At 61.0% G+C, this 13,467-nt stretch carries 7 protein-coding genes; all 7 read right to left on the reverse strand.

Going from position 1 to position 13,467, the window contains the following annotated elements; translation table 11 throughout:
* Position 1: 1 nt before the first annotated feature.
* The 7 genes from ABIE13_RS20660 to ABIE13_RS20690 all read right to left on the reverse strand — a co-directional run bounded on the left by ABIE13_RS20660 (position 2) and on the right by ABIE13_RS20690 (position 13,451).
* A complete protein-coding gene (locus ABIE13_RS20660) occupies positions 2-1,327 on the reverse strand; it encodes a dihydroorotase (RefSeq protein ID WP_354446912.1) in 1,326 nt (441 codons plus the stop codon).
* A gap of 98 nt (positions 1,328-1,425) precedes the next feature.
* Positions 1,426-2,382, reverse strand: coding sequence for an aspartate carbamoyltransferase catalytic subunit (locus tag ABIE13_RS20665; RefSeq protein ID WP_354446914.1), 957 nt, complete (start codon positions 2,380-2,382; stop codon positions 1,426-1,428).
* Positions 2,383-2,384: 2 nt separating this feature from the next.
* Positions 2,385-2,915 carry a bifunctional pyr operon transcriptional regulator/uracil phosphoribosyltransferase PyrR gene (gene pyrR, locus ABIE13_RS20670; protein WP_354446916.1) on the reverse strand — a complete coding sequence of 177 codons (531 nt, stop codon included), beginning with the start codon at positions 2,913-2,915 and terminating at the stop codon, positions 2,385-2,387.
* Positions 2,912-3,325, reverse strand: coding sequence for a Holliday junction resolvase RuvX (ruvX, locus tag ABIE13_RS20675; protein WP_354446918.1), 414 nt, complete (start codon positions 3,323-3,325; stop codon positions 2,912-2,914). The genes pyrR and ruvX overlap by 4 nt, the downstream gene beginning before the upstream one ends.
* Before the next feature lie 254 nt (positions 3,326-3,579).
* A complete protein-coding gene (locus ABIE13_RS20680; protein WP_354446920.1) occupies positions 3,580-4,179 on the reverse strand; it encodes a YqgE/AlgH family protein in 600 nt (199 codons plus the stop codon).
* A gap of 633 nt (positions 4,180-4,812) precedes the next feature.
* On the reverse strand, positions 4,813-11,160 hold the full coding sequence (locus tag ABIE13_RS20685; RefSeq protein ID WP_354446921.1) for an Hpt domain-containing protein: 6,348 nt from the start codon (positions 11,158-11,160) through the stop codon (positions 4,813-4,815).
* Between the two features lie 17 nt (positions 11,161-11,177).
* Positions 11,178-13,451, reverse strand: coding sequence for a methyl-accepting chemotaxis protein (locus ABIE13_RS20690; protein ID WP_354446922.1), 2,274 nt, complete (start codon positions 13,449-13,451; stop codon positions 11,178-11,180).
* Positions 13,452-13,467 lie beyond the last annotated feature (16 nt).

Raw genomic sequence — 13,467 nt, forward strand, 5'->3', positions numbered from 1 at the left:
ACTACCGGCTGACGCTGACGCAGGTAGCTTCGCGATCGAAGGCCACACGTCCGCCCACCAAGGTCAAGCGCGCTCGCCCAGTCAACTGGTAGCCCGTGAAAGGCGTGTGCTTGCCCTGGCTACGCAAAGCCTCTGGCGTCACCTCCCATTGCTCTTCGGGGTCAAAAACACACAGGTCGGCCACGCCGCCCACCGCAAGTTGCCCGACGCCTCCGAGCGAGTTGCTGACCGCGCTGCCGAGTATGCCGGCGGGTGCTGAGGTCAAAACCTTCAAAGCGCTCAAGATTCCAAGACCCTCCTGGGCCCATTTCAGAGCCAGCGGCAAAAGTAGCTCAAGCCCTGTGGCACCGGGTTCAGCTTCTGCAAAAGGCAAAGTCTTGGTGTCAGCGTCGACAGGCGTGTGGTCTGAAACCAGCGCGTCCAGCGTGCCGTCTGCCAGGCCTGCGCGCAAGGCGTCCCTATCACGCTGCTGGCGCAGGGGTGGCGTCAAGCGGGCCGCGCTGTCGTAATAGCCGATGTCAAGGTCCGTCAGATGGAGCGAATTGATACTGACATCTGCGGTGACCGCCAAGCCGTCTGCCTTGGCGCGGCGCACCAGCTCCACACCGGCCGCACTTGAAATGCGGCACAAGTGCAAGCGAAGGCCGGAACCCTGCAGGCCCCGCATGATCTCAAATAAGGTGTGCAGGGCAATGGTCTCGGCCATGACAGGAACGCCGGACAATCCCATGCGGGTAGCCAGAGCGCCGCTGGCTGCAACGCCATTGCTGAACCAGGAATCCTGTGGCCGAAGCCAGACTGAGTAGCCGAATGTGGCTGCATACTGAAGCGCACGCTGCAGAACCTGCGTGTTGACCACTGGCGACTCCGCCTGGCTGAACGCCACGCACCCGGCATCGGTCAGTTGCACCAGTTCGGTCAGGGTTTCACCCTTGAGCCCGCGTGTCAGCGCACCCAGGGGAAGCAGACGTGCCTGGTGCAGCCTTTCCGCGCGCATCTTGAGCATTTCCACCAAGCCCGGCTCGTCCAGAACAGGATCGGTATCCGGAGGGCACACCAGACTGGTGATGCCGCCTGCCACGGCTGCGGCCATTTCGCTCTCCAGCATGCGCGCGTGCTCATGGCCGGGTTCGCGCAAGCGTGCCGCCAGATCAATCAAACCAGGCGCCACCACGCAGCCGCTGGCGTCAATGGTCCGCTCAGGGTTGAAATCTCTCGCTGCGCCGCCAATCGCAACGATGCGACCGTCGGCGATGGCCACGTCGGCCGTCTCGTCTCGGCCCGAAGCCGGGTCAATCACGCGGCCATGCTGAATCAGGATCTTCATGATGTTCAGGTAAGTCGATCAGTTAGAGCCGTTGCCTGTGAACGGCCGGAACGCTAAAACGCTTGCCTGGCTCGTTCGGTGGCGGCTCAAATAGGTTCTCATGCACCCGCCACAATGCTCATCACGGCCATGCGCACGGCGATGCCAAAAGTGACTTGCGGCAAGATCACGCTTTGCGCGCCATCCACGACCGCCGAGTCGATTTCAACGCCGCGATTGATGGGCCCAGGGTGCATGACGATGGCATCAGGTTTGGCCCATTGGAGCTTCTCGGAGGTCAGGCCAAAATTCTGGAAAAACTCCTGGCTGGAGGGCAGCAGCGCGCCGCTCATACGCTCATTTTGCAGGCGCAACATGATGATGACGTCGGCATCCTGTATGCCTTCTTTCAGGGAGTGGCACACGCGCACCCCCATAGGGGCCAAGTCCGCAGGCAGCAGGGTTCTGGGACCCACCACGCGGACCTCGGCAGCACCCAGCGTGGTCAGGGCGTGAATGTCAGACCTGGCCACACGCGAATGCAGCACGTCGCCCACGATCGCGACCGTCAGGCCACTGAAATCCTTTTTGTAGTGCCGGATGGTATACATATCCAGCAGCGCTTGCGTGGGGTGCGCATGACGGCCATCCCCGGCGTTGATCACGTGCACGTGGGGGGCCACGTGCTGTGCGATCAGATAGGGCGCCCCGCTCTCGCTGTGACGCACGACGAAAATATCGGCTGCCATGGCCGCCAGGTTGGCCACCGTATCAAGCAGGGATTCACCCTTGGCAGTAGAGGAGCGGGCGATGTCCAAGGTGTAGACATCCGCTGACAGGCGCGTGGCCGCAATGTCGAACGTGGTCCGGGTGCGCGTGGAGTTCTCGAAGAACAGGTTGAACACGCTCTTGCCGCGCAAGAGGGGTACTTTCTTGACCTCCCGATCGCTCACGCTGACAAAGTTGCCTGCGGTGTCGAGAATGTGCGTGAGCACATCTTTGGAGAGCCCTTCGGTGGAGAGCAGGTGGGTCAGCTCGCCATTCTTGTTGAGTTGAGGATTGCCTCGAGCCAGCATGGTCAGATCTTTTCTATCCGGAAACTGAAACGCCCGTCTTCTTCGCGCGCGAGTTCGAGCGATTGCGCACTTGGCAAGGCCAGACGGGCAGCCGCCAGCTCTGCTGCCACCGGCAGTTCACGCCCTGCCCGGTCCACCAATACGGCCAGGCGCACACAGGCTGGACGCCCATAGTCAAAAAGCTCGTTCAGGACCGCCCGAATGGTGCGGCCCGTGAACAGAACATCGTCCAAAAGGAGAATGTCCGCGCCGTCAACCTCGAAAGGCAGTGAAGTCTGCCCCGTGGCAGCCAGGCCGCGCTTGGCAAAATCATCGCGGTGCATGGCAGATGAAATGGCTCCCGCTTGCCCAGGCAGCCCCAGATCAGCATGCAGGCGATCTGCCAGCCATTGCCCGCCAGAGACGATGCCCACCAATTTCGTATCGGCGCGCAGCAGCGGGCGCACGCTGCGCAACAATTCGCCGTATAGGGCTTCGGCGTCCAGGGTCAATGCCCCCACCGCTGATTCGGCAACCCGGGCCGATGAAGTCATGGAAGGCTCCTCAAAAATTGCTCCAAAATTATGGCCGCCGCAGCGGCATCCGCGTCGCGCGCGCCTTGTGAATGGGCTTCCGTGGTGCTGTACCGCTCATCCACCTCATAGACCGTCAGGTTGAAGCGTCCGCGCAATTGGCGGGCGAATCGCCGCGCCCGCACGGTATTTTCATGCTCAGCCCCGTCAGGGTGAAAAGGCACGCCCACCACCAGGGCATCGGGCTGCCATTCTGCGATACGCGCCGCAACGAGCGGCCAGCGCGCATCGCCTTCGGCGCGCACCGTGGCCTGAGGGGTGGCCGTGCGCAGCAAGCGGTTTCCCACAGCAACACCGGTTCGCTTCAGACCAAAATCAAATGCCAGGAAGCTGGCGTGATGAGGAGGTACAACGGTATCCAATTCAGTCATCCCTGGCGCGTAAAGCAACGGCAGGCACCAAGAGAATGGCTGCCGACCAAACCAGACGCGGAACGCCGCGGATGGACCTGCACCGGCCGCTGGGCTTGCCCCCCATCTGAAGTTGCCGCAGAGGCAATCCGAAGGCTGCGGAGCAAGCCACACCCGGAACGCCGTGGACGGACCTGCGCCGGCCACTGGCGTTGTCCCCCTCCCGAAGAGAGAGAGGGGGAAGGCGCCGAAGGCGACTCAGGGGGTGCTTCATCTCATGCATGCCCCGCATCAGGAGACAGCATCCACGCCTCAAGCCCGAGCAACTTGAGCGCGAGGTCATATCGCTGCTCCACCGGCGAATCAAAAATCAACCCAGTATCTGCATCCACGGTCAGCCAGCTATTGCCGGCGATCTCGGATTCGAGCTGGCCTTCACCCCAGGCAGAATAGCCCAGCGTCACCAGGACACGTTTGGGCCCGCCACCGCTGGAGAGCGCTTCCAGAACGTCCTTGGATGTAGTCATCTCAAGGCCTCCCGGAACCATCAAAGTAGACGCGTACAGGGATTCCTCTGGGGGAATGCCCTCCACCTGAACGGTTTCGTGCAGCACGAAACCCCGTTCGGTCTGCACCGGCCCCCCATGGAAAACAGGTTGTACGCCGAGATCCTTGCGGGCAAGTGGGAGATCAACCTTCTGAAAAAGGTCCGCCAGGCTGATTTCGCCAGGCTTGTTGATGATCAATCCAAGCGCGCCGCGCTCGCTGTGTTCGCAGACGTAGACCACGCTTTTGGAGAACGTGCCGTCCTCGAGGCCCGGCATCGCGATCAGGAAGTGGTTGGTCAGGTTGATCGACTGAGGATCTTGGGGCATGCCCAGATTCTACCGAGCAGATGGCCCTCCTCTCGGGATCAAGGCTTTTTGGACATATTCACATGCCAGAGCGCTCCTTTTTGGCCCCAAATTCATCTTTCCCCGCAGAGGGAAAGACCAATATCCCGGAGGCCGAGCGCAGCAATGGCCCGAGTGTGTGTCCCACCCCTCTGGCCGTGCCGAGGAGCGCAGTGCCCAAGGCGGGCAAGAGCACTGCAAGATGCTCTTGCTTCGTGAACTAGCTTGCGGCAGCTGTTTGAGCAGAGAGAGCGAAGCGAACGCCGCGAGTTCTGCCGCACCGCCTTGGGCATGAGCACCGGAGGTTGCCCGTAGCGAAGTGAAGGGTCGCGGCCGGCATAGGCACGGACTTGGGGCCGCCTTTCTTTTGCCTACTTTTCTTGGGCCGGCCATCCGGTGGCGGAGCAAAGAAGAAGTAGGTGCGCTGCCGGGCGCACTCCCCGGCCTCCGACCTCAAGAGAACAGCAGGAGGTGATTAACAACGCAAGCGCTGAATCAACCGCCGCTGCCCTCACCGGTTGGCCGGCCCCCCCTACCCTCTCCTTAGAGGGAGAGAGCTGCCACGCTTGGGTCTGCCAAGAGGAACGAGGCCCCTTGGCACGCGTGCAGCAACGGTCACGCAGGCTGCGACGTCTCCCCAGCAGCACTGCGCGCATAACTCCCCACCAACCGCAACAACTCCTCTTCCGAATAAGGCTTGCCAAGGTAATGATTAACACCCAGCTCCCGCGCATGCTCGCGATGCTTCTCCGCAATGCGCGAGGTGATCATGATGATGGGCAGATCACGCAGCTGTTCGTCAGCACGTATGTTTCGCACAAAGTCAAACCCATCCATGCGAGGCATCTCGATGTCCGACAGCACGACGCTGGGGCGCTCGATCTGCAGCCGCTCGAGCCCCTGGAGGCCGTCGGCTGCCAAGGCAACCCGATAGCCTTCCCGCAGGAGCATGCGCTGCGTCACGCGGCGAACCGTGATCGAATCGTCGACCACCAGGACCAGCGGGGCTTCTTCGCGCCGATCCCGATCAGCAGAGACATCCAGCCCACCCCCTGCTGCAACGGCCTCTTCTGTCGACGCAGTGAGCGCCCGAGCCTGATCCCCGTAAACCGTGGCCAAGGCCACCGGGTTGTAGATCAGGACGACGGAACCCGAGGCCAAAGCCGTGATGGCCACCAGACCCGGCAAACGCGAGAGTTGCGGGCCAAGGTTCTTCACAACCACTTCCTGGTTGTTCAGCACCTCATCCACGTGCAGCGCTATGCGCTGCTCAGCGCTTCGCAAGATGACGACGGACGCCTGCTTGTCAGGAGACGGCGTCCCCCTTCGGGAATTCTGCAGCAATGCACCCAGCCAGAAAAACGGCAAGGTTTTGTCACCGTGGACATGTTCGCCTGCATCGTAAGCTTGCTGCAGCGCATTCACGCTGGCTCGCTGGACGATTTCGACCAGGTTCGAAGGCACTCCCACCACCAGACTGCCGGCACGGAGCATGACCACATGGGTCACCGCAGTCGTCAGCGGCATCACCAGTTTGAAAGAGCTTCCGGCACCCTTTTGAGAGGTGGTTTCAATGCGTCCGCCCAGCGCCTGGATCTCAGAACGCACAACGTCCAGGCCAATGCCTCGGCCGGCCAGTTCGGTCACCTGGGAAGCGGTACTGAATCCCGCGCCAAAAATCAAATCGGCAGATTCAGCTTCAGTCAAGGGCTGATCAGAAGTGACAAGGCCTACTTCGATGGCGCGCGCCCGAATGCGATCCAGATCGAAGCCTCCGCCATCGTCGCGGAACTCGACCGACACATCGTTTCCAGCCTGCTGGACCACGATGGAAACCAGGCCTTCTGCTGATTTGCCCCGCTCTGCACGAAGCTCGGCTCGTTCAATGCCGTGCACCACACAGTTGCGCAGCAGATGTTCGAAGGCGGAGGCCATGCGTTCGAGAATGCCCCGGTCCATCTCGATCGAGCCACCGGTGATCTCCAGTCGGACCCGCTTTCCGGTTTCTTTCGAGGCCTGGCGAACAGTCCGGTACAACCGCTCGGATATGGCCTCAAACTCGACCATTCGCGTCCGCAGCAGATCCCTTTGCAATTCCCTGGACAATCGTGCCTGGGCTGCCAGGTTGTCTTCACTGGCCTCTACGGTCAGTTGCAGACTGCGCTGGACTGTGCCGATATCGTTCACCGATTCAGCCATCATCCGCGTCAATTCCTGCATCCGGGTGAAACGGTCGAATTCCAGCGGATCAAAGTTCTGCTGCGCGTCTCGCGAGAGCGCCAGACGCGACTGCATCTGCGTTTCAGCCTGAAGCTCGACATCGCGCAACTGCACGCGCAGGCGTTCCATGTTGCCCGTCAGGTCGGTCAGCAAGCCCCGAACCTGCTTGATTTCGGATTCAAGGCGTGTGCGCGAGGTGATGACTTCGCCTGCCTCGGTGACCAGTCGGTCCAGCAACTGCGAGCGCACCCGCACCATCTGGCTGGCGGCTGCGCGCGAGTTGACCAGGGAAAGCTCGGCAGGCAAGGCCACGTGGCCCCTAGGCACAACAAGCTTCTCCGGAGCGATTTCTGCCACAGGGCTTTCTGGGGCTGCCGCCGGCTCTGGCTTGGTAGCCAAGGCAGCAAGCGCAGCGCTGGCTTCCCACGATTGAAGCCTCTGCAAGCCCGACTGCAATTCGTCGAGGTGATCCAGCATGGGCTCGAGATCGGCGCTGGCAAGCGTCCCGGTGCCCAGCAGCTCAATGGCAGATTCTGTTCTATGAGCCATTTCGCCCAAGCGCATGGCACCTGCCAACCTTGAGCTGCCTTTGAGGGTGTGGAGACCCCGCAATACCTGAGCACGTGCGTCCAGGTCGTCCGGATGGGATATCCAACGGCGCAGCGCGGTGCTCATCTGAGGCAGCAGTTCCTCGGCTTCTTCAAGGAAAATCGGCAGCAGATCCTCATCCACCGTGTCCACGACATCAATGAGGTCGGCGATGGCATGAACCGGCGCATCATCAATGGTGACTGGGCTAGGCAGGGGTACAGCGGGCACCGGTTTTTCGGCGGCCCGCCATACCCCCTCTTCTATCGTGCCTTGGGCTTCCTTGAACGCCGTGGTGTTTGGCTGCCCCAACGTGCCGAAGTCGGAGTCCGAAGGTGGCGCCTGTCCGTCCGAATCCACGGGCTCCAGATTCTGCACCGCGTCAAGAACGGAGGTGAGAGGCTCTTTCAAGATCCCCGCTGCGAACTGGTGGAGCAAGCGCCGGATTTCTTCCGAGGCATCCACCAGGACTTGCGCCTGCTGGGGAGTGCCCGCACTTTGTCCATGCAGGCGCTGCAGGGCATGCTCGACGGCACGCGCCAGAGCGGAAAGATCTGTGAACCCAACAGTGGCCGAGCTGCCAGCCAACGAATGCGCACTGGAAATAGCGGCTTCAGGAACAGGCCGCTGTAGCTCCAGAGACCACTCGGAAAGCTCGTTGAGCAGCACTCTTGACCACTCATCGGCCTCGTTCAGATAGACGTTGTACAGCGGAATGCTGATGCGCAGCGCTCCGATGTGCTTGACCTCACTGCTCGAAGCCACGGGCTCCGGCTCATGTGCAAGGGCGGGAGCGTCCAGCTCCAGGTCCGGCAACTCCAATGAAGCCAAAGCAGCGAACGCCACGGCTTCCCGAGGCTCCTGAGCCTCAGCAGTATCTTCGGCCTCCTGCGATTCTGGTTCATTTGGCGCCTCTGGCTGGGCCTGCGAGAGTTCAGCGTCTCTCGCTACTTCAGTCAGGTCAGGCGCTGCTGAGGACAATGATGGCGCCTCGGAGTCCGCGCTGAAATCAGCGCTGGCGTCCGTGCTGGCATCGGAAGTGACTTCTTCTGACAAGTCCCATTCCAGCGTGAAATCCTGCGAGCCCTGCACTGCATCCGAAGAGGCGGTTTCGACACTTTCAGCTTCGATACGGTCAGCCTCGACGCGGTCTGCCTCGACCCATTCCAGCTCGATTCCTTGCGCTCCCAGATCATCCGCCAAAAGAGCATCTTCCGCGTGAGATCCTGCGGCGCTCTGGTCTGGTTGCGAAGGTGTTTCAAGCTCGAGACTGGGCAGGTCGAGGAAATCGAGCATCGTCGCCTCGGAAGGCGCAACGGCTGACATTTCAGCGTCCTGCACACTCTCAAAGCTGGCCGCCTCAACGAATTCCCTGGGGGCTTGCTCGAACGCTTCAAGGTCCAGGTCCAGCAGATCTGAAGGCTCTTCAGGGCTGATGAACTCTACTGATGAACCGGTAACATCTTCTGTTGCAGAGGCGAGACTTTCTGACTGGCCAGCGGGTTCATCTGCCGCGCTGCTCGGCTCTTCAGGTTCAACGCTGAGGTCAAGGACCAGCACGCCGCCCTCTTCGCCCTTCTCGCCGTCTTGCTCGGGCACTTGAGCAGATTCTTCGCTGCCTGCATCTATCAATAGCGGCAAGCGCTGGCCTTCGGTGCGCATGGCATCCGCGGCCAGGCTGAAGGGGGCTGCCTCCCAATGTTCATCGTTCTTCGCCGCAATATCTTCCACCCAGCGGCCCAATGCCTGCAGGGCTTCGCCAGCAAATTCCCGCAGATCCTGAGTGACCGGTTTGTACTCCGCCAACCACGAATTGAGCAGTTGCTCCATGGACCACGCGGCGTCGCCGAACTGGGTCAAACCCACCATGCGGGAGCTGCCTTTGAGTGTATGGAAGGCGCGGCGCAAGATCGTCTGCTGCACCATATCCGCAGGGGCAACTCCCAGCTCGCCCAACGCATTGGTTCCTGCAAGGACAACTTCCCTGGCCTCTTCCAGGAAGATGTCGAGCAAATCGCCTTCGTCGTCCTCGTCATCCCACCGTGCAGAAGGTGGTTCGGCATCGCGCACTGGCTCCGCGGGCCTTGAAATCGTGTCCAGATGTGCAAGAGCACCTGAGAGGGCCTCTTCGTCTTGTTCGCGCACAGCTTCCGCTGCTTGCGTGGCTGCCTGGGCCAGCGCGGGCTTTTCGTCCAGGGCGGCTGTGATCGCCAGTTGCTCGAGCGGGGCGAGCAAAGACTGGATCGGCGCGTCCTCCACCGGAACCAGTGGACCTGGCTTGGTTGCGTCCTGAAACTCATCCGGGCTGAGGGGATCGATATCGCTTCCGATATCGAAATCCAGTCCGCCCATGTCGACCGTCCACGCGGCAGGCCCCACGGGCCCTACAGAGACCGGGTCCCCCGGAGTGCGCTCCATCAGGGGACAGAGTTCTCCAGTCGATGAGTCGTAGGCAAACAGCTTCTTGGCGAGCACTGGCTGATACGCCAGCATATCTATCAGGAAGCCCAAGGCACCGAGACTGTTGCCAAATCTCTCGAATGTCCCGTCGTTGCGCGCTTGATCCACGCTGATCTGCCCGGTAAGCAGACTTTCTATGGTGGTCCGCATATGGCCGACCGCCAAAGCCGCTTGCTCCAGACCCAAGACGGAAAGAACGCCACGCATCTGCGACATGAGACCAGGCACTGCATCCAGCGTCGTCAAGTCTGCAGGCTGACGGAAAAAACGGTCAAGGTGTTGCTCCGCTTCACCAAGCGTGACACGCAGCTCTCCGATCACCGTTCCCATGGTCTGGCGTTCGCTGAAGCCGCGGTAAAGCTCCTCCATCCAAGGCTCGAGCGCCTGCGGCCGACCTCCCAGGGTAACGACGGTCAGCCGGTCTGCCAGCGCCAGAATCCTGCTGGTGAATTGGGGGTCAGCCGGCTGGAAATCGGAAAACGAAGCTTCCAGAAACAAGATCGCCGTGGCAGTTTCCATGGCCAACTCAGGACTGGGTGGCTGATTGGACTGCGCTGTATGGGCTGCCACCTGAGTCAGTGCATCGGCGAGTGGCTTGCCTCGGTGGTGCAGTTTGACGAGTGACTCAGCCGCCAAGCCGAATTGATCGACACAACTCTTGAGCCGCGCCATATCCCCGCCCGCCAGGGCAGACCAGTTTTCCTTGACTGCTTCGACGCGCCGCCTGGCTTGAGCCAACACCGACGGATCAAAAAGCCCGAACATGGGTTCTTCGTAGGCCACCGACTCATGCGTGTCCAAAGCCCACGCCTTGCGCACGGCTTCCAGCATGGGCGCAGGCTCGTTGGCACGGGGCTGGGCCTGCGCGCAGAAAAAAAGCAAATCAAGCGCCAACCTGTCTGACACCGCGGGCTCGCCCCGCGCCAGCGATGTGTACTGAAGCAGAACCCGGGAGACCGCCCGCCGGGTGTAGGCGTCCAAGGAGATGAGCGACTTGCCAATGGCTTCAAAGAAACCTGCCGCGAGCCGCCAGAATATGGCCGGTTGCCTGGCGGACTCGCCACCAGCCAGTGCGAGGCAGATGAAGCTGAGTTCGGACGCGGATGTCAGCTCACCATCGCGCATGATCTTGAGCACACGCTGGTCGAGTTGCGTACGCACTCCGAGTCCGTACGAGACGCTCTGCCCGGCAGCAGGCCCTGCTGGCTCTGCCCAGCGCCAAGTGACATTCCAAAGATCTGCCGGATGAACGCGATCAGCGCCCGCCATCTGCTGCACCTGCAGGAACTGCGGAAACAGACCCAGCGCAGGGCGTGGATGATCGCCCAGTTGACTCTCAAGATACTCGATGAGCGCAAATCCAGCCCGCTCCAGCGTGAGGGCGGCTGACTCGCTGCATTTTTCAGGGTGCAGCACAAATTGCTGGACAGCGCCTTCCATGCCACGAACCATGCGTGCCGCCACGCTCTGCCCGATCATCTCCAGCGCGCCCACCACCTGATGAATCTGTTGGCGCGCCACGCGCAGCTGGCCAGCATCTACATTGGATAACTCAACGCCGCGAGCCGATTCGGTTTCACGCGCGAAACGCTTGAGCGCCTTGGCTGATGCCTCGATCGATCGACGAGTCTCTTCCAGAACCCAGGCTAAGGGGCCGAGATCTCCTACATCCGCCACGGCGTCGCCACGAGTCATCACATTCACTCCAGACATCAACCGATCTTGAACCGTGCAACGGATTGACGCAATTCGTCAGCCATGCGCGCCAAATCCCGCACCTGAGCAGCTGTCGTGCGCGTGCTTTCGCCGGTTTGTTCGGTCACCGCAAAAATCTGCTGAATATTGCTGGCCACATCGTTCGCCTGGGCGGCCTCTTTCGAAGCTGACACCGAAATCTGCTCAATCAGCTCGGCAAGGCGGCGCGAGACGCGGTCAATCTCCGAAAGAGCGGTGCCGGCGTTATCCGACAACCGGGCCCCTTGCACCACACCCTGAGTGGAGCGCTCCATAGCTGCTACGGCATCTTGCGTATCGGTCTGAATGGCTTTCACCAGCGCTGCAATCTGGCGAGTGGCGTCGCCAGAGCGTTCCGCCAGCCGCTGGACTTCTTCAGCCACCACAGAAAAGCCCCGCCCGGCTTCACCGGCGGAGGCGGCCTGAATGGCCGCATTCAGCGCCAAGACGTTGGTTTGCTCGGTAATGTCGGCGATCAGTTCCGTGATCTCCCCAATCTCCTGGGACGATTCTCCCAGCCGCTTGATCCGCTTGGAAGTTTCCTGGATCTGGTCGCGGATGGCGTTCATACCGCCAATCGCATCGTGCACCGCCGTCAGACCTGACTCCGCAGCTTGCAGCGATTGCCGCGCCACCGAGGCAGATTCCTGGGCTTGCGCCGACACATCATTGATGCGAGCGGCCATATCAAGCACCGACTGCCCTGTCTCGCGAATATCCCTGAGCTGCTCCGTGGACGTAGCCAGCAGCTCTGCCGAGGTGTTTTCTACCCGTGACGTGGTCTGTGCCACCCGGGTCGCAGTGCTCTGCACGTTGCCCACCAGAGAGCGCAACTCTTCCACGGTGTAGTTCACCGAGTCAGCAATGGCGCCGGTAATGTCTTCCGTCACCGTGGCCTCCTGCGTCAGATCGCCCTCCGCCACCGTTTGCAACTCGTTCATCAAACGCAAAATGGCAGCCTGATTGGCGTCATTCACGCGCTTGGCTTCCTGCTCCTGACTTTCTGCCGCCAGGCGATGGTGATCCGCCACCCGTTGGCGCTGCTGGGTTTCCAGCAGCTGGACGTATCCCAGGCCCAAAGCCGCCAGCACTGCGAGAATCGCCGAACCCAACAGAGCGATCAGGCTGAGCAGGCTCATGCCTGAATCCGACGACAGGCGCGACTGCAGACCATCGAGTGCTTTGCGAAGCGGTTCGCTGTCCGCAACGATGGCGCTCTCGGCTTCACGTGCAGAGACCAGGCCTTGAAGGTTCCCCAAAATGCCATCGGCTTGGGCTTTGGTCGCCTCGTAGGCCTTGAGCAACGCTCTGAGGCGCTCACGAACCTGCTCATCTCTTGCAGGTGCGAGACGCAGATCGGCATTCCCGGACAGCAAGCCGTCCGCGATTTCCTTGAACGAATTCAGGTCTTTGCCCAGAAGAAACACAGCTTCAGGACTCACGCCATCGGGTGTGAGGAACTCAGTGGCGGATTTGCCGACGCGTTGGGTCAGCATGACCAGTTGGCCAGCGGCAGACACTTCGATAGCTGGTGCGTTCTGCTGCAGTTTGAGCGACGACACCGTTTCTGCGATTTCCAGCAGGTCGGAAGATTGGCGGCTGATGGAACGCAGCGAACTACCGACCTGGGTCAGAACCTTTTGCTGGGCCAACACAAGTGCAGTGTTCTTTTCTGCTTTATCCACCAACTGCCCGATGCTGTTCAGTTCTGACTCGTACTCACTGCCCAAGGCGGTAACCGTGTCATTGCCCGAACGCAAACCACGCACGTCCCCAACCAGCTTGGCCGAACTTTCCTTCAACTCAGGGAAAGCCTGCGCATTGCCCAGGATGGACTGCGAAACCGATTTGGCCATACGCTGCGCTTGCACCAGCGCTTGCCCAACGGCCCCCACCTGCTGGGTCTCGATGTCCGACTTCGATACACCCCGGTAGACGACAAAGGCGAGCACAACCAGCGACACCGCCAGCAAGACAGACAGCAGTCGCTGGTGCTCTTCGATTCTTCTGCTGCCCAGCAGAGGAACCTTGATGGTTGTCGCTTCACGCACGGACAGAGCCTGATCGCCTTCGTCGTCGTCGAACGCGAACTCCATACCGGCACGCTCAGAACTCATGCCCGGGCTGGCCTCCAAAGCGGCGGCCCCTGTTGCGCCCCAGCGAAAAGGAGCTTCTCCGACCTCATCACCTTCAGGGCGAGGATCTCGCGATCGTTTCTTGAACAAGTTAGAAAGTTGATCAGCAAGCGACATGAATTGACTTTCGGAA

Origin of the sequence: Ottowia thiooxydans (assembly GCF_040548795.1) — a bacterium.
GTDB classification, from domain to species: domain Bacteria; phylum Pseudomonadota; class Gammaproteobacteria; order Burkholderiales; family Burkholderiaceae_C; genus Ottowia; species Ottowia thiooxydans_A.

Coding starts and splice junctions, on each gene's coding strand:
- ABIE13_RS20660 (WP_354446912.1), bottom strand. CDS start 1,327: ATGAAGATCCTGATTCAGCATGGCCGCGTGATTGACCCGGCTTCGGGC.
- ABIE13_RS20665 (WP_354446914.1), bottom strand. CDS start 2,382: ATGCTGGCTCGAGGCAATCCTCAACTCAACAAGAATGGCGAGCTGACC.
- pyrR (WP_354446916.1), bottom strand. CDS start 2,915: ATGACTTCATCGGCCCGGGTTGCCGAATCAGCGGTGGGGGCATTGACC.
- ruvX (WP_354446918.1), bottom strand. CDS start 3,325: ATGACTGAATTGGATACCGTTGTACCTCCTCATCACGCCAGCTTCCTG.
- ABIE13_RS20680 (WP_354446920.1), bottom strand. CDS start 4,179: ATGCCCCAAGATCCTCAGTCGATCAACCTGACCAACCACTTCCTGATC.
- ABIE13_RS20685 (WP_354446921.1), bottom strand. CDS start 11,160: ATGACTCGTGGCGACGCCGTGGCGGATGTAGGAGATCTCGGCCCCTTA.
- ABIE13_RS20690 (WP_354446922.1), bottom strand. CDS start 13,451: ATGTCGCTTGCTGATCAACTTTCTAACTTGTTCAAGAAACGATCGCGA.